Below are 22,506 nucleotides of genomic sequence, written 5' to 3' on the forward strand. Positions count from 1 at the left end.
GTCCGTAAACGTTATTTTCCCTCGGAATGTGCCTTAAGCCAGGCTTTCACACCGTGTTCGAGGATGAATTTATTTTTTATCGCGCGCTCTTTTGCGTCGCCGCTTTGGAACACTGTCACCGCAGCAAGCAGGTTGTACTCGAAAACTTCTTTGAGGCCGGAGAGCTCGTACGCCTTATTGATGGATTTTTTTGTCTGCTTTAAAGTTATCGCCGGAACGGACGCAAGTTTCTTCGCCCAGGCCTCCGCCTCTTCCATCTCTTTGCCGTCAGGCACTACTCTGTTCACCAGGCCAAATTCACGTGCCTCGGCGGCGCTGATGTTGTTGCACATGAAAAGCACTTCCTTCGCTTTTTTCATGTGGGTCATGTACGGGAGCAGCATATACATGTCGGCGGACAGCCTGTCCATTTCAGGAAGACCGAATATGGCGCTCTCCCCGGCTATGGTGAAGTCGCTGTTCATGGCGAGATCGAAGCCAAATCCCAGCGCCGCGCCCTGAACCGCTGTAATAAGCAGCTTTTCGAAGTTGAACGTCGCTATGCCGAGGTCAAGGAACCGTTTCGCATGGGTGATCCATTCCTGCGGCACATGATTTTTGATTTCCGAGGCATGGGCGTACAGGTCGACGCCAGAGCTGAATACCGGGCCTTCGCCGCCCAGAATTACGACCTTGAGTTCTTCATCCTTTTCAAGTTCACGCAAAGCGGCGAGCAATTCTTCCAGCGTTACCTCGCTTATCGCGTTGCGCACTTTGGGGCGGTTCAGCATAAGTTTCGCAATCGCACCGTTTTTTGTTATCGTCAGATGTTCGTACATCGTAAAATCATCTCCTCATTTAATTTCAAAAAATTGTCAGCCAATTTACGAACACCCGCGGACTTCCAGTAAAGCGTCTACAGCCCATACCCCTGAGGGTGAAGCTATGAGCGGGTTCATTTCAAGCACGTCCACGTATTCGCCCAGTTCGGCGGCTATTTGATTGAGCGCCGGAGCGCAATTCTCGATGGGGCCTGTATCGACGACGGCGCGCCCCCTCGCACCGCGGAGCAGAGGATACCCCTTCAGTCTGCGAAGCGCGCCTTCTATGTCGCCGGACGCGAGCGGAAGGAGAGTCAACGCGGAGTCGTGGAATATCTCGACAAAAACACCCCCGAGCGCGCACACGCAGCTGTAACCAAAGCCTTTTTCGTATTTCAGCGCAACCAGGAGTTCATTGTCCCCTGGAGCCATTTTTTGAACGAGAAATCCCCTCTGGGACAAATTATGAACGGCGGCTTTCGGTGCAAGTTCACCATACGCAACGGCAAGCTGAGGCTCATCCTGAATGCCAAGTCTTATCAGGTCAAGCTCCGATTTATGGGAAACGCCGTCGAGCAACGATTTTAAGGCCACCGGATATCCAAGACGTTTCGCGGCTTCAGCTGCACCCTCAGCGTCGTGAACAACCTCGAACGGCGCGACGGGCAGACCGTAATCCCGAAGCAGATCGAACGCCATGTCGTCCGGCAGCGTACGGCCTCTGCAGCCATCCAGCGCTTCCATCCACTTTTTTTTGCGCGCTGCGTTCGCCTCAACGCATGGAACGGTTTTGAAGCCGCGCTCTATACCGTCCGTCCATTTCAGATAATTTCGCAAAGCAATAAGACTGTTTCTCATTCCCGCCATATAAATGACGTTGCCGCCCTCCAACCGGGAAGCAATGATATCGGAGAATCCGTTGGATATTCCGTTTAAAAAGATGACGAGCTTGTCGGGATGTTCCCTGGAAACCGCAGCGGCAGCGGCGGCGTGAACGCCGTAGCGAGTCGAAATTCCGTCGCCGAGATTCGGGCAGGAATCCTGCATCATAACCACGGTGCCGATCTCTTCTCCGCTGGCCAAAGCCTTCATCACACCATACTGTATGTCGTAATTTCCAACTCCGATTCCGGTTACGTCGACAGGATTTTCGATATGCGAAATTGATGGAAGTACGCCCGAAAGCGCTGCTTTTACCTCGGGGTTCAGCTCGGCAAATTCCAGTCCGATATCTTCGCCCAAATCCTGCGCCAGTACCTTGTGCCCGCCGGATACCGTCGAGACGCCTATCCCGCGCGCGATGCGTCTGTAACCAGCTTCCGAAAACAGCTTGCAGTTAATTATCAGTTCTTCGAGATCTTTAGCCACCACAAGATTATGTCTGTCGGCAAATGATGTGAAAACATCGTAACTGCCAGCGAGAGAACCCGTATGAGCGACCGTCGCCAGACGCCCCTTCTCTGAGCGCCCGGCTTTCAGCGCTATCACCGGTTTTTTCCTGGCGCGCGCCATCTCCAGTCCCTCTTTGAAACTCTCCACGTCCCCAATGCTCTCCAGGTACATAGCTATCACTCCGGTGTTTTCATCATCGGCCAGAAAACGCAGATAGTCTCCCGGGCCTAAAACGGTCTGATTGCCGGAGGATATCACGTGGCTGTAGCCTAAACCGAAATCCGCTCCGAAGAAACCTATCAGAATGGAACCGCTCTGCGCCATGAATCCGACCCTGCCCGGGCGAAAAACTTTTGGCAGCGCGTTCGACATATAGAGCGGTATGCTGCTGGAGACGTTGAAAATGCCCATACCATTCGGCCCATTGACGCATATAGCGTTGTCATCCGCAATCTTTTTCAGCTCCGCTTCAAGCGCGGCTCCTTCAGAGCCAACTTCTGCAAAGCCTCCCGCGATGACTATCGCCGCATGGATGTCCCTGCCGGCGCACTGTCGCAGGACATCTGCGCAGGAAGCGGCAGGAAGGCGGATAATGACGCAGTCTACTTTCTCCGGTATATCCAGGAGGCTGGGGTAACACTTGTAACCGCCGAGTTCGTCGTATTTGGGGTTGACGGGATACACATTCCCTTTGTAATTAAACGTGTGAAAATTCGTGATGGGCATGGCTCCACCCCCTTTGTCCGACGCGCCGACGACAGCGACCGAACCAGGGTAAAACAGGGGGCGTAAATTTTTGGCCTGCATGTTCGTTTCGTTCTCCTTTGATTGACGTTTCTTTTCATGTTAAAAGGCCGAACCGGTCAGCGCAAATCGCGTACTGCCGGTTCCACCTTTTGATCGAAAAAGTTCGGGATATCGTCTGTCAGTCTACGTCGAATTCGAGGCCGAGTTCACTTATCAGCTTCACAACGTCGTTATACATCTTGTCGCCTTCAGCCGTAAATTCCTTGTGAGGAAGGTAGGTAAAGGTGATTCCGGCCTTCTGGTAACGTTTCTCCAGTTCCTCCCTGCCCTCCTCGACGAGTTTTTCCCATGCGGTATAAACGTAGTCGGGGATATTGGCCGGGCCGGTAATGCCGTACCATCCCTTCAGGGTGCATTGATATCCGAGCTCCTTCGTAGTTGGAAGATCGGGTGCGGTCTTGAGTCGCTGATCTCCTACGACAGCCAGCGGCCTAAGAAGAGGTTTGTCGCCGGCGCAGTAAGTCTTATACTCCGTTTCAGAGATAAAATAAGTGGTGAGGTGCCCGCCTGCCATCGCCGCTGTCGCATCCATGCCGCCGCCCTCGAAATTTACGCGTTTGGCATTTATATCCTTTACGCCGGCCTCATTCAACAGATAAGCTATCGCAAAACCGGTGAGTCCGGTCACGGAACCGCCGCTCCAGCGGAAGCTCGGGTCGGTGCGGGCGAACTCCATCAGTTCCTCGAAGGTCTTTATGTTCTGCTCGACGCTGACGGCGGCTATGAAACGCAGTTCGGAGAGCTTTACGATATAAGTGCGCTGGTCTTTTGTAAACGGAAGATTGTCTCCGAATATGGCATACATCACCTGGGCGTCGGCCTGGCAGCTCGTCCCCAGCGTATATCCGTCAGGTTTCGCTTCGGCAAGTTCCTGAACGCCGCTTATTCCGTACGCCCCCACCTTGTTGATGACGTTGACGGGCACTCCCCATTTTTCAGACGCGTACTGCGCAACCACTCTGCCTATCGTGTCCGTTCCGCTGCCGGGAGACCAGGGACCAATAATGGTGATGTCTCTTTCGGGGTATTTGGGGGCGGCGGCCAGTGCCACTCCGGCGGTCATGGCCGTCAGTATCAGCATCAGTACCACATAAAAAGCATATTTTTTCATAACTGTTACCTCCCAATAATTTTTTTAAATTTCAAAAATCTTTCCACGCTCAAAACGGTTTTAATCCCGCCTGTCACACGTTAATCCTCTCGTTCCACCACCTCTTCTCACATTGCTGGATTGCGCTGCGGCCATCCTTTTCGTTATGTGTCGTCCTCCACTTCCCGTAAAGAGGCGTACTTGCGGACTGAAAACCAGATCAGCGTGGTTATCGACAAAATCAGCAGTCCGAGACTGACCGGACGCACAAAAAATATGCGTGGGCCGCCGAGTGACAAAGCCTGTCCAAAAGCTGCCTCCATTTTGTTCCCCAAAACCATCGCTATGATCACGGGAAGATGGGGGTAGTCGAACTTTTTCATGAAATACCCGATAAACCCGAAAGCTATCGCCACGAACACGTCAAACCACGCATAACGAATCGTAAAAGCGCCCACCAGGGAGAAAATGACGATAACAGGCGCCATGACAGCGTATGGGATGGTCGCCATGCGAGCCCATATGGAAACCAGCGGCAGATTCATTATGAGAAGCATGACGTTTCCGAGATACATACTGGCTATTATGGCGAAGGCTACGTCCGGTTTTTGTGTGAAAAGGGTTGGACCGGGAGTGAGTCCGAAAATGGTGAACGCCCCGAACAGAATAGCCATTGACGCCGTAGGAGGAAGGCCGAGAGCCATCAGCGGCACCATCGCTCCTGACGTGGCGGAGTTGTTCGCTCCCTCGGCGGCGGCTACACCCTCTATAGCGCCACTGCCAAACGTCTCCGGGTGTTTTGAGACGCGCTTTTCGATGTCGTACGCCAAAAGAGCCGCCACAGATACGTTCATCCCAGGGATTATGCCTGTGAAAAACCCGATGACCGTCGAGCGCCAGAAAGCCCCGGCACAGTCTTTTAAATCCTGTAAAGTACACATCCAGCCCTTTATGGAGGTTATCACCTGCCCAAGTTTTGTCTCAAGGGTGAGCATCACCTCGCTGAACGCGAACAGCCCAACGCAGACAGACACGAAATCAAATCCTCTCATGAGGTAGGCGTTGTGGAAAGTGAAACGGAACGAACCGGCCACCGGGTCAACGCCTATCGATATCAGCATGAGTCCAAGGCAGATTGACACTATGCCCTTGCAGAGCTTGCGCCCGCTTATGCTCAGGAGCGCGGTGAAGGCGAAGAGAACCAGAGAGAAGTTCTCGGCCGGGCCAAAAGTCTTCAGCCCTATCATCGCTACCCTGGGGGCGACAAAAGTGAGAGGCAGCAGAGACAAAGTTCCGGCGATGAAAGAGGATATAGCCGCGATAGCCAGGGCCGACTCGGGCCGTCCCATTTTGGTCAGCGCGTATCCATCCACGGCTGTGATGGCAGAAGACGCCTCGCCGGGCACATTAATCAGTATGGCGGTGGTCGATCCGCCGTACTGAGAGCCGTAGAAAACCGCCGCCATCATAATGAGCGCCGGCAGGGGCTCCAGCGACGTGCAGAAGGGGAACAGAATGGCCATCCCTCCCACCGGCCCCAATCCGGGAAGCACACCTATAGCGGTGCCGACTACACAGCCCACTGCGCACCACAGAAGATTTTGCAGCGACATAGCCGTGGCAAATCCATGAAGCAGCTGATCCATCATTATTTAAGCACTCTCCTTCAGACTGCCGCTCAAAAGACTATGACAACAAGCCGGCCAAACAGAATGTAGAGAAACAGAGAAATACCGGCTGAAGCCGCCAGAGAACGCTTAAAAGGATAGTTGAGCGCCAACATGAGGCCGAGCGAAAAGATGAAAGACGCTGTCGTCAATCCCAGGTACCTGAGCATAAACACGAAGACGAGCGCGCTGACCGTTATCAGTGAGACTTCTCTCCAGCCCACAAAGAGCGCTTCGTTTTTGTCCGTCCGATGGGCCTGAATCAGGCACATGGCGGACGCGATCACAAAAAAGAGCCCGCCAAACATCGGAAACCACCCCTGGGCGGCATATTTGCGGTGAATTACCTTATCCACGCCGAGATACAGAAAAAAAGAGCTGACCCCCAGACACGCGGCCGCAAAAATCATTTCTCCCTTTCTTTTCAAATCAGACTCCCCTTTGCATACTATAAAGTGCGTTCAATTTATTTATATTGAAACTTATAATTATGCTAAACTTTTCGCTCGATTGCAAAAAGATGGGCGAAAGCGTCAGACTCGAGTATTCGATCTCTTGGTGAACTTCCCGTATGTACGGAAAATAGCATTCAAAAGCTTATAATTACTAATAAAAATCCTGCCACTATGACAACATCGCTGCGTCATAGCGATATCTTTGATCTTCATGCCATCTCTTTGACAATACTATTTATTGTTAATCAAATTTGCTTATGTATAGTTTTGATTTCCCTATTTGTAATTTTAGCATAAAAAATACAAATTTTTCTCAATATTATACAGTTTTTTTGCAAATAATACCCGAATTTAAAACTTATATATGCTTCTTTCGCTGCAGAAGAGTTTTTTGCCATTGTGGATTTTCGTCCGGAAAGTCTTCGCGATAATGAACGCCCCGGCTTTCTTCACGAGCCAGGGCCGCATCGCTGATCAGCCATGCGGTGGTGAGCATACCTCGCAGTTCATAGTTTGCCTTAAAATCCTTTGTTGAACTTATTTTTGTGCGTTTTGCCTTTTCCTGCAGTTCTTCTATTCCGGCCAGTGCTGCGACAAGTTTGGGACCGCTGCGGAGGGGCCCCACGTGGGAGTCCATCAGCGATTGCAGCCTGGTCCGCAGTTCAACGGGTGAGTACAGGCCATCGGCGTCCGCCTCTGCGACTGTCTCCGGGGACGCGGACATCGCCCCGACGGGATTGGAAAGCGCGTACAAAGCTGCATTTTCTCCCGCGCGCAGGCCAAAAAGAGAAATATTCGTCAGAGCGTTTCCTCCTATGCGGTTCGCTCCGTCGACACCGCCGGTAACCTCTCCGCAGGCAAACAGACCGTCAACCTGAGTACGGGCGTTTTCGTCGATGACGACGCCACCGGATATGTAGTGCACAAGCGGTTTGATATGCACGGGTTTGCAAGTCATGTCGTGTTTGGGGGTCGATCTTCTGAGCGCATCTTTAAACAGGGGCATTTCCCATTGTTCCGGGGATAACTGCTCCATGTGCAGAAAAACTTCTTCGCCTTCAGCCCATTTTTTTGCTATGGCGATTGCCGAACGATCACGCGCAAAGTCGTTTGCGTCTTTACCGTTTTTGAGGCCCCACTCGGGTAAAAGCTCCTTCAGAAATTCGCGGCCTCCGCTATCCGTCAACGGAGCACAGTCAATACTTGTCAGGCCGATGAACCAGCATGGCAGGTTCTGTTCCGCAAGGCCCATGGGGTAAAACTGCACAAATTCCATATCCCGAAATTCCAGCCCCAGGTTATACAAAAGGTGATAACCGTCGCCGGTGGTTGGCAGCGGGTTGTTTGTACGCCCATAGACCCGGCCCGCGCCTCCGGTGGCGATCACCAGCGAAGAACAGGAAAAATAATACGCCGTGCCGGACTCAAAGTCTACGGCCGATATTCCGATAACCCGGTCACCCTGCGTATGGACGCGGTCGACACCGTAGTTGGCCAGCCAGTCTGTTCCCATCTCCACGGCTCTCTTCAAAAGCGGAACGGTCATCCCGTACCCGCCGATGGTGGGGTTGGGGGCATATTGTCCAACACGCGCTCCATGCGAATGGACCGACATGCGCATTCCAAACCGCTGTAAATTCAGAACGGCCAATGCTCCGTACCGACTGAACGCTTCCAGCATCGCCGTGTCATTTATCTGTCTTCCGGTATTGAATGTTTCGTCATAATGAACCTGCCAGGGGACTCCCGGCCCGGCAAATCGAAAACCTCCGGCCGCAAAAGCCGTGCAGTTGTTTTTCCCCGGAGGGGATTTGCTGAGCAGCAGAACTGAAGCGCCTTTTTCCCGCGCCGCCAGAGCGGCGCAGAGCCCGGCCCCGCCCCCTCCGACAACTATCACGTCATAGCGGTCGTTGATTTTCACATCAATCACGCCCTTCCTTCCAGTTCTGTTTATACAGCCGTCATTTATGTCTGAGAAAATATTTTTGCAGAATAACTCTGATACAGAAAAAAGTAAATCGCCTCATGTTATTCGTGTCTCACATTATTCACTTTATTTATTCCAAAAACACCAGTTTCCCGTCGTTCGGAATCGATTCCGCCAGAGTGTCGGAGATTTCAATGGTTTCAAGCTCGATTGTATTTTTGATTTTTACGATTTTCATGCGGTCCCAGGGCACGCCTCTCGTCACCCGACGGGCTATACGGACGGCTTCGTCCTCGGAATCGGCGATAATGGGAATTCTCGCGTCCTCCGGACATTTCACCGCTATTGCGTTGGCGTAGATCTGCGCAAGGTCCAGCTTGTCGAAAACTTTGCGGGTGATCACGTCGAAAATTCCCATACCGATGGCGTTGCCGTGGGATTCCTCCGTCACGTCCAACAGCACCATGCGTCTGATCTTCGGCACATCCAGCACAAATTGTTTCAGAATAAAACTCTTTCCCAGAATATTGGGATCATATCCGGCCCCTGAAATGTTTTTCCCTATCTCTTCAACAATCAGGATGTCGATCTCCGGAATCATCAGCGACGGCATATTTTTCTTCGCAATGCGGACAAGCCGCTTCTCGCGCTCGATAAGGTTTTCTGAGGGGATGGCTTCGATCAGCGCCGTTTCATCGCAGGCATTTTCGATTATGGCCACTCCAAAGCCCACGTTGACGGCGCCAAGGATCATTTCAGCCGCTTCCGGAAGGGTAACGCCAAAAAAGTCAAAATCTTCTTCATGAAGAGCGGTACAGCCCTTATGATTCCCCAGACCGATAACGAGCATTTTGCAGAGTCCGCTTTGAATGTCCGCTACAAAATCCGTATGAAGCTTTACGCGGTTGACGGGAACGACCAGGTCGGCGGCGGCGGCCGCGCTGTCGAAATAAACGTCGATGCCTCTGGACGTTTTTCCAAGGTGTACGACGTCTACGGAAGTCACAACCTCCGCCCCCATGGCCTCTTCCGTAATTCCATATGAGCGCAGCACGGCTCTTTGCCCCTCCGGAGTTCCTCCGCCGTGACTGCCCATGGCGGCCACAACGAAAGGAACGCCTCCCGCCGCGCGGATTTCCCGCAGCACCGTCCTGACGATCAACGCCAGATTTTTTATCCCGCGGCTGCCCACGGCCACAGCGACCTTCGCGCCGGGTTTTATTTTCCCGCGAACTTCGGCCCTGCGCATTTCACGGACGACATGGTCCTCCACATCCTCAATTTTCTGCCTGGGAAACACCTGTTTCACCTTATGCATTCGAGGGAGGGGAAAATTCATGTCTTCTTCGAGCAAAACGGGCATACCGCACCTCCTGCCCTCGTCGGGGCTCTCAAAGATATACGCTCAGTTCAAAATCGTTATCGTCCCCGCGTTGGCGTCCACTTTTACCCTGTCGCCATTTTTCACGACTTTATAAAATTCGGGATCCACTTTGTCCACCATGGGAATTTCCATAATGATGGCGCCAGCCACCAGCACCGTTTCGGGGTACTGAATGATCATGGCCGCAGGCTGGTTATGCTGCAACATCAGCTGGAAGAGCCCGTCGCTTTGCACCACCGAGCTGCCTTTTCCGCCGGGAAAGACAATCGCCTTTTTCGCTACGCTTTTGCCCTCAATATCGTGAGCTTTCTCCAGGACCTCCCCCGTTTCGGGACGCACAAGGTAAAACATGATTTCGTCTCTGGAGATGATGACTTCGCCTTCTCCGACTCCCTCGGAGATTTTGTGACAGGAAAACACTTTTCCGCTCATCACTTCACCCTCCCTTTCAGGGCAGCGTCGATACAGGTATCCAGATCGCGAATGACGAATTCCAGCCCTCGTTTTCTTGGGTAATACGCGCATTTCGGAGACTCCGTCACTCCAACCCTTCCCTTATACAGGTGCCAGCAGGGCTGGTCCGAGCAGGTGTCTTCGACGAGATCGCCTCCGGCATCCTGAATGATTTTGAGCAATCCCATCTTTTCGGCGCTGGATTTGGTCAGAGACGAAGTCATCACCCAGAACGGCACGGCCAGTTTTTTCCCCTGAAGACGTTCGGCCATATAACGAACCTCCCGGATGCTGGTGTGTGGGCAGCCGAACAGGGCGAAATCGATATCGCGATTGCCCGGATCGGAGATTTCCGTTTCCAGCACGCGCGCCAGGTCCTCTTCCGTTATGGTCACGGTTCGCTCCGGCTCTCTGCCTCCAAAAGCGGCCTCCAAAGTGGGCGCTTCCGGCGTAACTCCGACGACGTGGTACATGGCGTAAGCTCCGGAGGTGTTCAGTTCCGCCCCCAGATTTCGATGGGCTTCGGGCGAAAGATAGCTGCCGAGCCCCACGAAAACAGGTATGCCAGGCCCGATTTTCCTGCCCATGTATCCGAGAAGGTTGTAGGAGAAATCGCTTTTCATTTCCGCCTCGACTTTGACGAGGATGTTCCCTTTGCGGTTTTCGTCGAGCAGCAGTCCGTATTCCGGAACCACGCCGGTGATCGCCGCGCAGAGAGCCGACTGGGCCGACTCCCTGTTGGAACGCGCCCCCCAGACGGAGTTGACGAAGGGCGTCGCGCTGGACTCCGAAAAAGCCACAATTTCGTTGGGGAAAGGGACGTTCGTATCCATATAGGGCGTACAGTTGTAGGTCAGGCGGCAGCCCAGAGCCCTGTAGGCCTCGTGAGTGCGTTTCATGTGGTCGGCTTCCTCGGAGGTGACCATGTTCTTCGCGCTGAAATAAGGAAGGCAGAAACCGGGATTCACCGTGGGCGGAATTTTCGTCTTCGCACCCAGCTTCACCATCTTCTCCGCAAACCAGAGATCCATTTCCTGATTGCTCAGGGCCACGTGAGCGTTGGTGATGGGAACCATTCGTGGAGCGTCGAAGCATTCTCCGATGCCAATTTGCACTTTCAGCGCCAAAGCCGCGCCCTCTCCGTATTTACCTTTCTCCATATCCTTCAGGTCACTGGTAAGTTCCATAACTTCCCCTCCCCTGTTGAAAAAACAAATCAAATCACCGTGATATATGGTTAATAATAGAAAAGTGAAAATTATGACTATTATATTTAGCGACCTTAAAAAAGCAATAGCAATGCTCTACCACGTTAATTAACTAACGCAGTATGGCCATTGCTGTTTGGAGCCGCATCATTCCGGCAAAAGAGAGTAATATCAATTTGCTTTCAATTGAGCGTTAATGAAGAAGCTAATGTTTGAATGTCACTGCTTTTAGCTATTCTAACTTTAGGCCTTTTACTTCAAATTTGGTCTGATCTCACCGTCACCAGACGTTGCCCAGGTGGACGTGAGTCAGTTTTTGCCTGGCGATGGATTCAAATCTTTTCATGAGGGCAATGTCGGTGGGAGGCGCGGAGTATCGATACGCCGGAAAGTAGCGCGAAATATGCAGAGGGATGTTCGCGTCGATTCCGGCGATCCAGTCCCTCATTCTCTCGAAATCTTCGCAATCGTCGCTTTTGCCCGGAACAACCAGGCAGGTCAGTTCCACGTGTACGCCCGCTTTCACCAGAGACTCCACGTTCGTCTCCGCCACGTCGAGAGAACCGCCCATGGAGGCGTATTTCGCGGCGTCGAAGGTTTTGACGTCCACATTCGCGGCGTCAATTTCGGCGGCAAACGCCTTCCCGACCTCCGGCCCCCACATTCCGTTCGTGACCAGCACGGCCGCTATTCCGGACTCTCGCAGCAGCGGCGCGGCCCGAAGGATATACTCGGCCTGAAGCGTCGGTTCGTTGTAGGTCCAGGCCACCGACGACAGACGCTCCTCCCGCACCCGCAGGACGAGTTCTTCCGGGCTCAGGGCCGTCAGCGGCAGTTTCCCGACGCCTCCGGCGGGGCTCGAAATGGAATGGTTCTGACAGAAGGGACAGCGCATATTGCACCCTCCACCGCCCAGTGAAAAGATTTGAGAGCCCGGCCGCCAGTGACGGAGCGGTTTTTTTTCGATCGGGTCGATGGCGCAGGAGCTGAAACGACCAAGATACGGCGACTGCAAATTTTGCCCGTCATATCGCCGTACACCGCACAGCCCCTCTCCGCCGGCGGGGATGAGACACCGGTGAAAACAGAGTTCGCACCGCGCCCCCTCCCCTTCTCCGGTCCACCAGGACGCTTCGATTTTCACCTTTTACCTTACGAGCTCCACCAGAGTGGAAACGCCCATGCCGCCGCCGATGCAGAGGGTCGCAAGACCCCTTGGCGTCCCTCGTCGGAGCATTTCGTGAAGCAGCGTGACAAGAATGCGGCAGCCGGAAGCTCCCACCGGATGCCCCAGAGCGATGGCTCCTCCGTTGACGTTGACCCTTGCCGCGTCCCAGTTCAGCAGCTGGCCCACAGCCACGGCCTGAGCCGCAAAGGCCTCATTGGCCTCGATCAGCTCGATTTCATCCAGAGAGATCTTCGTTTTTTCAAGAAGCTTCCGGGTGGCAAAAGCCGGAGCTATCCCCATCACCGCGGGATCCACTCCCGCCGTCGCTCCGCCGATCCACCTGGCCATCGGCTTCACTCCCAGTGCTTTCGCCTTCTCGGCGCTCAGGACGACAACCGCCGCCGCTCCATCGTTGATGCCGGAGGCGTTGGCGGCCGTGACGGTGCCGTTGGGTTTGAAGGCGGGAGACAGTCCGGCGATGGACTCGACTGTCACACCTGATCGCGGATATTCGTCCACCTCGAAGGGGATCGTTTCCTTTTTTACTTTGACCGGAACGGGAACGATTTCGTCCTTAAATTTTCCCGCCTTCTGTGCGGCTTCGCACTTCTGCTGACTGGATGCCGCGAAGGCGTCCTGCATGGCGCGGGTGACGCCGTATCTTTCGGCGACGTTCTCCGCTGTAACTCCCATGTGATATTGATTGAACGCGTCCCAGAGCGCGTCTTTGATCATCGTGTCGACCAGAGCGCCGTCGCCCATGCGATAGCCGAAACGGGCCTTTTCCATGGCGTAGACCGCGGAGGACATGTTTTCCATCCCTCCGGCGACGACGACGTCGGCCTCTCCTGTGGCGATCATGGCCGCCGCGAGGTTCACGCTTTTAAGGCCCGACCCGCATACGATATTCAGGGTCTGGGCGGGAACCTCGACGGGAAGCCCGGCTTTCACCGCGGACTGGCGGGCCACATTCTGCCCCTGCGCTCCCTGAAGGACGCAACCCATGAATACCTCGTCAACCTGATCCGGCTTCACTCCGGCGCGTTTCACAGCCTCTTTTACAACGACAGCTCCCAGTTCTGCCACGGGAATCCCCGCAAGCGCCCCTCCCATTTTACCGATAGCCGTCCGGCACGCTCCGGCCAGCACGATTTCTCTGCTCATCACACGCTCATCTCCTTCATGAATTGTGTTCATCAGCCCCGCGGCCATCGAAAACACATCGCAGCGCCCGGCACAGGGGCAAAAAATCCTCCTCCGACGAGGCGATAAATGAAAATTCTTTCTTCTCGTCCCCAGCCGCGCATTTTACGGCGCAGCCGCAGACCGCCAGAGTAAAATCCGGAGGAAAATCCGCTCCGTCACCGCCCTGCAGAAACGTTATCGACGGAAACGCTCCCTGGACGCGCCTCAGAAAGGCGACGCGGTCGTAGCTCGAATTGCAGCCTCCGCAATACCTCACTCTGACGATCATCCGGCGATTCAGGGCCGTCCTCTCAGGCCGGCGCGTCAATCCTGACGTTTCATTTTCATCAGAGCTTTGGCCGTCTCCAGCAGTTCATCGGAGACGCCGGAGACCAGCATAACGCGCTCCACCTCAGGGACGGCCGCCCTCACCTCCGCCGCCGCCAGGTCCTCCACGTCGGAGACGGCGGAAGGGCAGTTGTTACAGCTTCCCAGCATTTTCACCTTCAGGACGCCGTTCTCGAAGGCCATCACTTCGATATCCCCTCCGTGTGTTCTCAGCAGAGGGCGCAGCTTTTCATCGAGAACCCCTTCGATTCGATCTTTCACCTTCACGTTTCGCTTCACGCCTCAGTCCTGAATGCCGGCGATTTTTTTCGCCAGTTCCTTTTTGGCCGCGATGTTGCTCTGACGCGCAATCATGATTCTCTGGGCCTGAGGGGAGCCGGCGCCGTGCATCGACTCCGTCCGGTAGCCGACGGCCGCCGTACCGAGGGCCAGGTTTTCGATCAGGCGCAGCACGCGAAGCCGATTTTCCACGGAAACTCCGGGGGCGGCCTTCAGATATTTTTCAACGTAAGGCCCCAGTTTTGGGTCGTACAGGTCTTTTTCGGAGGGCGCCGTAACGACGATGCCGCCGGCGATGTCCTCGGCCAGACGCACGATTTCATAGGGGAAGCGCGTCACGTTCTGCTTGCAGACGTTGGCCAGAAGCAGGTTGATGATATAGTTTCCCGACTCCGTGGGAGCGCCCTCGGCGGAACAGGCGATGCCGCAGCAGTACAGCGTTTCGTTGAGGTGAATCATCTCAATGAGCTTGTCTTTGATGTGAGAGGCTTTGGCCGCTCCATTGTAGTCCGCCGCCAGAGCGGTTGCGCCGATCAGGACGTCGCCGACGCCGACCTTGCAGCCGCCGTAACTCTGGCGATGATACCCCGCGAAACGCTCCACCAGAACCCCCGCAAACTCCGTTTCTCCGTTCAGGAAAATTCTGTCGTTGGGGACGAACACGTCGTCGAACACCACCAGAGCCTCGACTCCCCCAAACTTCGCGTTGCCCACGTCGATTTTTCCGCCTTCCAGTTTTCTCGTGTCGCAGGACTGACGCCCCACGATCATAAAGAGCCCCTTCGTGTCCAGCGGCACGGCAAAGGACACCGCGTAGTCCCGATCCTCCGGGGACATGGCCACCGTGGGCATCACGATCATCTCGTGGGAGTTGAGGGCGCCGGTCTGATGCGCCTTGGCCCCTCGCACCACAATGCCGTCCGGGCGGCGCTCGACCACATGCAGGTACATGTCGGGGTCGGGCTGAAGGTGGGGAGCGAGAGAACGATCTCCCTTCGGGTCCGTCATCGCCCCGTCCACCGTCAGGTCATGCTCCTTCACGTAATCCAGAAATTTTTTGAAATTTTTGAAGTAGCTCGTGCCGTGTTTCTTATCGAGGTCCCAGCTCGTGCTCCAGACGGCGTTGAAGGCGTCCATACCCACACAGCGCTGGAAGCAGGCGGCTGTTTTCTGCCCCAGCAGACGCTGCATTTTCACTTTTTTGACCAGGTCGCCGGTGCTGCGATGAATATGATTGAAACGGTTGATTTTTTTGCCGGTCTCCGGATCGACAGCTGTCATCAGATCCTCGTATTCGGGCATCTGAGCCAGATCGTAAGTCGCGCGGACGGAGTTGAGGGAAGGGCGCAGAATGGGGTCGTCCACCGGAACATCCACCTTTTTGCCCAGCAGATACACCTCCATTTTAATCTTACGAATGCTTTCCACATACTGATCCCCTGTCATCAATGGCATAAATGTCCCCTCCTGTTTTCAGAAAACGTCGGATTCCTTGTATCGTTCCACGCGGAAACGCTCGACGGAGATGTTGTCCAGGTTTCTGATTCCCGCCTTCTGCGCCGCGATTCCGATCTGTCGTTCCACGGTGTCCACCCCTTCCAGGTCGGGCAGCAGAACGCCCCGCTGATGCCCCTTCGAGACGATCACGCCCCAAACGGCGGGGTCCAGCTCGTCAAGGCTGGAAACGGGCTCGGGAAGGGTCAGCACGTCCACGGAAAACGTCACCCCGCCGAGCTCCGAAGCGCTCATCGAGGGAAAACGCGGATCTCGGGTGGACGAAGCGACCGCGTTGGAAATGATCTCCTGATCCAGCGCCGGGTGAACGGGCAGGATAGTCCCGATACAGCCCCGCAGATCGCCGTTCGATTTTTTGATCGATACGAAACACGCCCTTTCCAGGTTCCAGAGAGCCGGGTCCGCCTCGATCTCCGTCCCCGAAACGGGAAGAGGCCCTCCCTTCAGCAGACGCTCCACGGTCAGCCGGGCCAGTCGCACATAAGGATGGATGCCGTCCTTTCGAGTTCCTCCGTCGTTGCCCAGGGAAATCTCCTCCTTCGCAGGATGCAGAATAATATTTCCTCAAGAGATACTTTCCATGTTATTATATCCCCTAAAATTCCAAACCCAACTGACGAACGCCTGTTTAGATGGTATGATGGTGCAATTAGCGCAATTATTCAATCCAAAAGGAGGTTTTGACGAGGTGGTGGATATTCAGGACCGGCACAAAGAATTGAAAGCCCGTGCTTTCGAAGCGATCGACAAACGCGCGGACGATCTGGAACAGTTTGTTCGGGATGTGGGGAAACATGCGGAGGTCGGTTTTTTTGAAACGCGGACCGCCGCAAAAGTCGCGAAGTTTCTGCGGGAACTGCAGTTGCCCGTGGAGGAGGGTTTTGCCCTGACGGGAGTGGAAGCCCTGCTGGACACGAAGCGGGCGGGACCGAAAGTGGCCGTGCTGGGCGAGCTGGATTCGGTCGTCTGCTTCGACGCTCCGGACGCCAATCCGGAGACGGGAGCGGCGCACCAGTGCGGACATCACGTGCAGCTGGGCGTCATGCTGGCGACGGCCGTGGGACTGACATCCGCCGGGGTGGCTCCGGAGCTTGCCGGAAAAATCGTGTTCATGGGAGTTCCGGCGGAGGAATACATCCAGATTGAACGGCGGCTGAAGCTGAAGGAAGAGGGGAAACTTCACTTCATCGGAGGCAAGGCGGAGCTGATCCGTCTCGGACGTTTCGACGACGTGGACATGACGATGATGATTCACGCGTCCTCCAACCGTCCGGGGCCTTCCGTGGACTCCGGGAAAACGAGCAACGGGTTCGTCGGACTCACGGTTCGCTACATCGGGCGTCAGGCTCACGCGGCGGGAAGCCCCGACAAAGGAATCAACGCGCTGAACGCCGCCGTGCTGGGAATCAGCGCCGTCAACGCTTTGCGGGAGACCTTCCGCGACGACGACCATGTGCGGGTTCACTTCATCATCACCAAGGGCGGGGATCTGGTGAACTGCGTCCCCGACGACGTGCGTCTCGAAGCCTATGTCCGCGCCAGTTCCGTCCCCGTTATTGAGGAGACGCTGACCCGTGTCCTCCGCGCGTTCAGGGCCGGCGGAGACGCGGTGGGAGCGCAGACAGAATGCAGAGTGCTGCCGGGGATGTTCCCTCTGGCGGGCTGTCCGGAGCTCTACGATTTATTCAACGAAAATTCCAAACCCTTTGTCCCGCCGGAGGGCTTCTTCAACGGCGGACACATGGCGGGGTCCACGGACATGGGAGACATCAGTCAGATCATGGCGGCGGCGCATCCCAACACGGGCGGTATGGACGGAGTTCTGCACGGAGCGGACGCGCGGGTCGTGGACTACAACGCGGCGATCATCGCTCCGGGAAAGGCCATGGCGGGCACCGTGATCGACCTTCTTTCAGATGACGCGGCGGCGGCGAAGAAAATTATTTCCACGTTCAAGCCCAACCTGACGAAGGAAGAATATCTCAAAAAACTGAACGCCTATTTCGACTACAAATAAGAACGTACAAAAGTGACAGTGTTCCAAAATTTGAATACAAAATCTGAATACAAATGGAGGGGATGTACGAAATGGAAGATTCTCTGAGAGCGCTTAAGAACGTCAAAATCCACTTTCTGGCGCTGGTTTTAACGATCGTTTGCGAATTTCTTGGAACAAAGATCATCAAACTGCCCATTGGATCCATCGTTTTCTTTCCCATGCTCTACGCGATTGTTCTGGGGCTCCTCATCGGTCTTCCCCGCTTCGGGATTCTCTCTCTCCCGGATCAGGAGGATTCCAGCTATTTGATCAACCTCAGCGTGATGCTTCTGCTCGCCCGATACGGCACTCTCGTGGGACCCAATTTCTTTAAAATCATCAACTCCGGACTGGCGTTGATTCTGCAGGAGTTCGGCAACCTGGGGACGGCCGTCTGCGCCATACCCGTCGCCGTGTGGATAGGCCTGAAACGCGAGGCCGTGGGCGCCGGATTTTCTCTCGCCAGGGAAGGCAGCCTTGCCCTCGTCAGCGAGGTCTACGGCCTCAACTCCCCTGAAGGGCGCGGGCTCATGGGAGTCTACATCTGCGGAACGCTTTTCGGCTCGATCTTTTACGGGCTGATGGCGTCTCTGGTGGCCTCCTGGGGCATTTTCAGCATAGAGGCCCAGGCCATGGCCGCCGGAACGGGCAGCGCCAGCATGATGACGGCCACGGTGGGCGCTTTGCAGGCCCTCCATCCCGAAAAAGCGGAGATCATAGCGGCTTACGGAGCGGCCAGCAACATGCTCACCGGCCTGGACGGGCTCTACATGTCCCTCTTTATCGGCCTGCCCATGTCCAACTGGCTCTATAAGGTGTGCTACAGAGTGAAGTACGGCGTAAAACCCGAAGACGAAAAGGCGTAAGAGAGGAGCGGACACCATGAAGATCAATCTTTGGCACCTTTTGGCAATCCTTACAATTTCGGCGGTAATGGTCCTGTGCGGCAACTCCATCATTTACGTCAAAGCCCATCCGGACGCGAGTTACGTGGATTCCTTCGTCAGAGCCATTCCGGGGATACTCATTCTCTACATCTTTATTTATGCGGGCGTCCTCTGCAAGCGTTACATTCCCCTGCAGCTTCCGGCGGCGGCCTACATCGTGACGATCGGCTGCATCCTCTCCATCCCCGGCGTTCCCGGCTCCACCGGACCCATCAGCCAGTTCATGAACAATTTTTCGGGCACGATCATGAAATACGTGGGAGAGGTCAACTTCATGGCGCTGACCACGCCTGTTCTGGCCTACGCGGGGCTCTCGCTCGCCAAGGACCTGCCCGTCCTCAAAAAAAGCGGATGGAAGCTGGTCGTCGTTTCCATGCTCGTTTTCATCGGGACGTATCTCGGCTCAATCCTGATCGCCGACGCCGTCCTTCGCGCAACAGGGCAGATATAACAGATCTGAACACATAGCAGACCTGAACACAATCAATACAGTCGAGAATTTCAAAAAGCATCCCGTTTTTTCCGGGATGCTTTCTTAATTTTGCTTTATTAATTTACAGACATAAAAAATATTCATATAAATTTAGGAATCGCCTGTTTTATATTTAACCAGATGTTTTATATCAGCCATTTTACAGGATAAAAATCTCTTTCTCTCCGTTCAGTGTCTGCTATAATTTTTACATAACTAATTTCCTGAATTTCTTTACTGGGAGTTCGATTTCGGGGTAGTTTTTTAGTTTTCTGTTTTCTGTTTTCTGTTTTCTTTAGATTAGAATATCAATTTGAATATCAATTTGGATGTCAACAGGCTTATCAATCCAACGCGCATCTTAAAAGGAGCGTCACATGTACAGAAAAATCGAGGAACTGACAAAGAAATACGCGGAAAAAGTCACAGAGTGGCGGCGGCAGATTCACAGTCATCCTGAACTCAGCACTGAGGAGGAAAAAACGGCCGATCTCGTGGCGAAAGTTCTGGAAGATCTGGGCCTCGACGTCCGCAGAAACGTTGGCGGACACGGCGTCTCCGCTCTTCTGAAGGGCAGGGGAACCGGCGGCGTGGTCGCTCTCCGGGCCGACATGGACGCCCTCCCCATGGAAGAGACCACCGGACTCCCCTTCGCCTCCCAAAATCCCGGCGTCATGCACGCCTGCGGACATGACACTCACACCGCCATGCTCCTCGGCGCCGCCTGCGTTCTCTCGGAAATAAAAAGCGACATTCAGGGAAGCGTAAAGTTCGTCTTTCAGCCCGCGGAGGAACTCAACCCCATCGGCGGCGCCCCGGGCATGATTCAGGACGGCGTGCTGGAGAATCCCCATGTGGACGCCCTCTTCGCCCTTCACGTCTGGCCGGGCTACGAAACGGGAAAAATCATCACCCGCCCCGGTCCTCTCATGGGAGCCTCCGACCGCATTTTTCTCACGGTGACGGGGAAGGCCTCCCACGGCTCCGCCCCCCATCAGGGTATCGACGCCGTGATGATCGCCGCGGAGGTGATCTGCGGGCTCCAGACCATCGTCTCCCGAACCGTGGGGCCGCTGGATTCCGCCGTCATTTCCATCGGCACGATCAAAGGCGGTTACCGCTACAACGTCATCGCGGACCGGGTGGAACTGGAGGGAACGGTGCGTACCCTTCTGCCCGCCATTCAGGAAAAACTGCCAGGCCTGATCGAGCGGACGGCGCAGGGCATCGCCCGCGCGCTGGGGGGCGACTGCGAGGTGAAATACGTGCGCGGCTATCCTCCAACGATGAACAATCCCGATCTGTTCCGGCAGGCTTCCGAAACGGTCCGGCAATCCCTGGGAGAGGGGCATTTCGTCTCTCTCGACTACCCCGACCTGGGCGGCGAGGATTTCTCGTTCTTCGCCCGGGAGCGTCCCTGCCTGATGGCATGGCTGGGCTGTCGACCCGCCTCGACTCCTCCTGCCGAAATGGCCGTTCTGCACAATGCCTGTTTCAACCCCGACGAGGCCTGCTTCCCCTTCGGCGTGCGCTTTTTGGCCTCCTGCGCCGTCGATTTCCTGAAAAAGAAATAATTAAGATAAAGAGAAAAAAATTGAATGAAACAAGGAGGGATAGAACGGCAGGAGATTCGGTCGTAGACGGTATTTTTCGCCATTGTGTTCTCGCGTTCGGGGAGAAAGCATTTCGGGGCGTTTCGCGTTTCATCGTGCGCTTCGACAGATATGCTTTCAGTGACAGCAACTACTAAACAGAGGTGAGATAATGAGCAGAGAAGTCGGTGCAGCTGAGAAAAAAGGCAAATTCGAAAGTTTCATCAAGTGGATCGAAATCATCGGGAATAAATTTCCCCATCCCTTTTGGCTGTTCGTTCTGTTGTCCCTGATAGTCATTTTTCTTTCGTACTGGCTGGCTCAGAAGGGCGTCTCGGTTACCTACATGGCGGCTAAGGCGGGAGAGGCTCCCACGGAAGCAAAAGCCGCTGTCGTCAACCTTCTGAACTACGACTCACTGCGGGCGTTCCTGGCCGGCTTTGTGAGAACCTACGTCAACTTCGCGCCGCTGGGCCTGGTGCTGACCATGATGCTTGGCATCGGCCTCGTAGAGCAGACGGGCATGATCTCCGCCCTGATGCGCAAGCTCATCCTTGGCGCGCCCAACTCGCTGGTGACGGCAGTTGTGGCCATCGTGGGAATCAACGCCAACCTGGCCTCCGACGCGGGAATCATCCTCACTCCCGTCATCGCGGCAGCCGTATTCAAGGCACTGGGACGCAATCCCTGGGTGGGCATCGCCGCGGGCTACGCGGCCGCCAGCGGAGGGTTCACCGCAAACCTTTTCGTGGCCGGAACGGACGCCCTGCTGGCGGGAATCACGAAATCCGCCATTGAAGGAGCAGCCAATATTCCTCCTGATGTCCCCGTCCATCCGCTCATCAACTGGTATTTCATGATCGCGGCTACCTTCGTTCTGACTTTCCTCACGGTCTACGTCACCGAGAAGTACACGGTCAAACTTCTGGGAGACACCACCGGAGCGACGGACGCTGAAGAACTCAAACAACACGCCGTGACGCCCGCCGAGAACCGTGGGCTTCTGCTGGCTTTTGTGGCGCTCGTTCTTTACGTCGGACTCATCGTCTGGCTGACGTACCCCCAAGGCTCCCTTTTCCGCAATCCGAAGGACGGGTCCATCGTTCCTTCCTCCCCGCTCCTCAGCAGCGTCATGCCCATCCTCTTCTTCCTCTTCTTCTTCGTGGGCATCGCCTACGGCCTGGGCTCCGGAACCATCCGAAAAAGCGAGGACATTCCCAAATTGATGGGCAAGGGAATTTCCGGCAGCATCGGTTTTATGGTCGTGGTGCTTCCGGCTTCTCTGTTCGTGGAGCTTTTCCGCATGAGCCGCTTTGACGTCATCCTCTCGGTGAGGGGCGCGGACTGGCTCAAGGCCATGAACCTGGGCGGCGTACCGCTGCTGCTGATGTTCATCGTGCTCGTGACGTTCCTGAACCTTTTCATGATGAGCGGTTCCGCCAAATGGCTGATTCTTGCTCCCATTTTCGTCCCCATGTTCGCTCAGGTGGGGTTCACCCCGGCTCTCACGCAGGTGGCCTACCGGGTGGGAGATTCCTGCACCAACATCATCACGCCTCTTTCCTACTACCTGCCTGTGGTGATCGGGCTTTTGGAACAGTACAAAAAGGAAGGCGATCCGGAGGTTGGGATCGGCACGGTCATTTCCATGGCCATGCCCTACACTCTGTTCTACATCGTGGGCTTCACGATTCTCCTGATCGCGTGGTATCTCCTGGGTCTGCCTCTGGGACCCGGCGTCTCCTCTTTGCTCGTCTGAATATGTTATAGTGTTGTACA

General features: G+C 55.0%; 20 protein-coding genes. 5 read left to right on the plus strand and 15 right to left on the minus strand.

From position 1 onward, the window contains the following. Window positions 1–11: 11 nt before the first annotated feature. The 15 genes from LBR61_01430 to amrA all read right to left on the minus strand — a co-directional run bounded on the left by LBR61_01430 (window position 12) and on the right by amrA (window position 16,158). Window positions 12–818: an enoyl-CoA hydratase/isomerase family protein gene (locus LBR61_01430; GenBank protein ID MDR1730733.1), complete on the minus strand. Its 807-nt coding sequence runs from the start codon at window positions 816–818 to the stop codon at window positions 12–14. A 45-nt stretch (window positions 819–863) separates the two neighbouring features. Continuing rightward, window positions 864–2,999 (minus strand): acetate--CoA ligase family protein, encoded by a 2,136-nt coding sequence (locus LBR61_01435; protein MDR1730734.1) that lies wholly within the window; start codon window positions 2,997–2,999, stop codon window positions 864–866. Between the two features lie 118 nt (window positions 3,000–3,117). Continuing rightward, a complete protein-coding gene (locus tag LBR61_01440) occupies window positions 3,118–4,110 on the minus strand; it encodes a tripartite tricarboxylate transporter substrate binding protein (protein ID MDR1730735.1) in 993 nt (330 codons plus the stop codon). 143 nt (window positions 4,111–4,253) lie between these two features. Next, on the minus strand, window positions 4,254–5,738 hold the full coding sequence (locus tag LBR61_01445) for a tripartite tricarboxylate transporter permease (protein ID MDR1730736.1): 1,485 nt from the start codon (window positions 5,736–5,738) through the stop codon (window positions 4,254–4,256). A gap of 29 nt (window positions 5,739–5,767) precedes the next feature. Continuing rightward, window positions 5,768–6,184, minus strand: a complete 417-nt coding sequence (locus LBR61_01450) for a tripartite tricarboxylate transporter TctB family protein (GenBank protein MDR1730737.1) — start codon at window positions 6,182–6,184, stop codon at window positions 5,768–5,770. Between the two features lie 385 nt (window positions 6,185–6,569). Next, a complete protein-coding gene (locus LBR61_01455) occupies window positions 6,570–8,132 on the minus strand; it encodes an FAD-dependent oxidoreductase (protein MDR1730738.1) in 1,563 nt (520 codons plus the stop codon). Window positions 8,133–8,268: 136 nt separating this feature from the next. After that, complete coding sequence (locus LBR61_01460; GenBank protein ID MDR1730739.1) at window positions 8,269–9,501, minus strand: nickel-dependent lactate racemase; 1,233 nt, start codon at window positions 9,499–9,501, stop codon at window positions 8,269–8,271. Between the two features lie 42 nt (window positions 9,502–9,543). Further along, window positions 9,544–9,954, minus strand: coding sequence for a DUF126 domain-containing protein (locus LBR61_01465; GenBank protein MDR1730740.1), 411 nt, complete (start codon window positions 9,952–9,954; stop codon window positions 9,544–9,546). Continuing rightward, window positions 9,954–11,162 carry an aconitase X catalytic domain-containing protein gene (locus tag LBR61_01470; protein ID MDR1730741.1) on the minus strand — a complete coding sequence of 403 codons (1,209 nt, stop codon included), beginning with the start codon at window positions 11,160–11,162 and terminating at the stop codon, window positions 9,954–9,956. Before LBR61_01470 ends, LBR61_01465 begins: the two co-directional genes overlap by 1 nt. A gap of 301 nt (window positions 11,163–11,463) precedes the next feature. After that, window positions 11,464–12,327, minus strand: coding sequence for a radical SAM protein (locus tag LBR61_01475; GenBank protein MDR1730742.1), 864 nt, complete (start codon window positions 12,325–12,327; stop codon window positions 11,464–11,466). 3 nt (window positions 12,328–12,330) lie between these two features. Next, a complete protein-coding gene (locus tag LBR61_01480) occupies window positions 12,331–13,515 on the minus strand; it encodes an acetyl-CoA C-acetyltransferase (GenBank protein MDR1730743.1) in 1,185 nt (394 codons plus the stop codon). A 16-nt stretch (window positions 13,516–13,531) separates the two neighbouring features. Beyond that, window positions 13,532–13,864, minus strand: a complete 333-nt coding sequence (locus tag LBR61_01485) for a hypothetical protein (GenBank protein ID MDR1730744.1) — start codon at window positions 13,862–13,864, stop codon at window positions 13,532–13,534. After that, window positions 13,861–14,151, minus strand: coding sequence for a NifU family protein (locus LBR61_01490; protein ID MDR1730745.1), 291 nt, complete (start codon window positions 14,149–14,151; stop codon window positions 13,861–13,863). The genes LBR61_01485 and LBR61_01490 overlap by 4 nt, the downstream gene beginning before the upstream one ends. Before the next feature lie 15 nt (window positions 14,152–14,166). Next, on the minus strand, window positions 14,167–15,618 hold the full coding sequence (locus tag LBR61_01495; protein ID MDR1730746.1) for a 4-hydroxyphenylacetate 3-hydroxylase family protein: 1,452 nt from the start codon (window positions 15,616–15,618) through the stop codon (window positions 14,167–14,169). Between the two features lie 18 nt (window positions 15,619–15,636). Beyond that, window positions 15,637–16,158, minus strand: coding sequence for an AmmeMemoRadiSam system protein A (amrA, locus tag LBR61_01500; GenBank protein ID MDR1730747.1), 522 nt, complete (start codon window positions 16,156–16,158; stop codon window positions 15,637–15,639). A gap of 208 nt (window positions 16,159–16,366) precedes the next feature. Between amrA and LBR61_01505 the strand changes: the two genes are divergently transcribed. The 5 genes from LBR61_01505 (at window position 16,367) to LBR61_01525 (ending at window position 22,486) form a co-directional block, all read left to right on the plus strand. After that, a complete protein-coding gene (locus LBR61_01505) occupies window positions 16,367–17,695 on the plus strand; it encodes a peptidase dimerization domain-containing protein (protein MDR1730748.1) in 1,329 nt (442 codons plus the stop codon). A 71-nt stretch (window positions 17,696–17,766) separates the two neighbouring features. After that, window positions 17,767–18,582: a DUF3100 domain-containing protein gene (locus LBR61_01510; GenBank protein MDR1730749.1), complete on the plus strand. Its 816-nt coding sequence runs from the start codon at window positions 17,767–17,769 to the stop codon at window positions 18,580–18,582. 16 nt (window positions 18,583–18,598) lie between these two features. Then, a complete protein-coding gene (locus tag LBR61_01515; protein ID MDR1730750.1) occupies window positions 18,599–19,114 on the plus strand; it encodes a hypothetical protein in 516 nt (171 codons plus the stop codon). Window positions 19,115–19,512: 398 nt separating this feature from the next. After that, window positions 19,513–20,709, plus strand: coding sequence for an amidohydrolase (locus LBR61_01520; protein MDR1730751.1), 1,197 nt, complete (start codon window positions 19,513–19,515; stop codon window positions 20,707–20,709). 190 nt (window positions 20,710–20,899) lie between these two features. Then, entirely contained in the window at window positions 20,900–22,486 is a 1,587-nt protein-coding gene (locus LBR61_01525; GenBank protein ID MDR1730752.1) for an AbgT family transporter, read from the plus strand. The last annotated feature ends 20 nt before the right edge of the window (window positions 22,487–22,506 follow it).

The sequence above is a fragment of the Synergistaceae bacterium genome, from assembly GCA_031272035.1.
Classification (GTDB): Bacteria; Synergistota; Synergistia; order Synergistales; family Aminobacteriaceae; genus JAISSA01.

Bases quoted from the DNA above. Each gene is read 5' to 3' on its own strand.
- LBR61_01510 (MDR1730749.1), top strand. From the start codon at position 17,767: ATGGAAGATTCTCTGAGAGCGCTTAAGAACGTCAAAATCCACTTTCTG.
- LBR61_01465 (MDR1730740.1), bottom strand. From the start codon at position 9,954: ATGAGCGGAAAAGTGTTTTCCTGTCACAAAATCTCCGAGGGAGTCGGA.
- LBR61_01525 (MDR1730752.1), top strand. From the start codon at position 20,900: ATGAGCAGAGAAGTCGGTGCAGCTGAGAAAAAAGGCAAATTCGAAAGT.
- LBR61_01460 (MDR1730739.1), bottom strand. From the start codon at position 9,501: ATGCCCGTTTTGCTCGAAGAAGACATGAATTTTCCCCTCCCTCGAATG.
- LBR61_01495 (MDR1730746.1), bottom strand. From the start codon at position 15,618: ATGCCATTGATGACAGGGGATCAGTATGTGGAAAGCATTCGTAAGATT.
- LBR61_01445 (MDR1730736.1), bottom strand. From the start codon at position 5,738: ATGATGGATCAGCTGCTTCATGGATTTGCCACGGCTATGTCGCTGCAA.
- LBR61_01515 (MDR1730750.1), top strand. From the start codon at position 18,599: ATGAAGATCAATCTTTGGCACCTTTTGGCAATCCTTACAATTTCGGCG.
- LBR61_01480 (MDR1730743.1), bottom strand. From the start codon at position 13,515: ATGAGCAGAGAAATCGTGCTGGCCGGAGCGTGCCGGACGGCTATCGGT.
- LBR61_01430 (MDR1730733.1), bottom strand. From the start codon at position 818: ATGTACGAACATCTGACGATAACAAAAAACGGTGCGATTGCGAAACTT.
- LBR61_01440 (MDR1730735.1), bottom strand. From the start codon at position 4,110: ATGAAAAAATATGCTTTTTATGTGGTACTGATGCTGATACTGACGGCC.
- LBR61_01470 (MDR1730741.1), bottom strand. From the start codon at position 11,162: ATGGAACTTACCAGTGACCTGAAGGATATGGAGAAAGGTAAATACGGA.
- LBR61_01435 (MDR1730734.1), bottom strand. From the start codon at position 2,999: ATGCAGGCCAAAAATTTACGCCCCCTGTTTTACCCTGGTTCGGTCGCT.
- LBR61_01520 (MDR1730751.1), top strand. From the start codon at position 19,513: ATGTACAGAAAAATCGAGGAACTGACAAAGAAATACGCGGAAAAAGTC.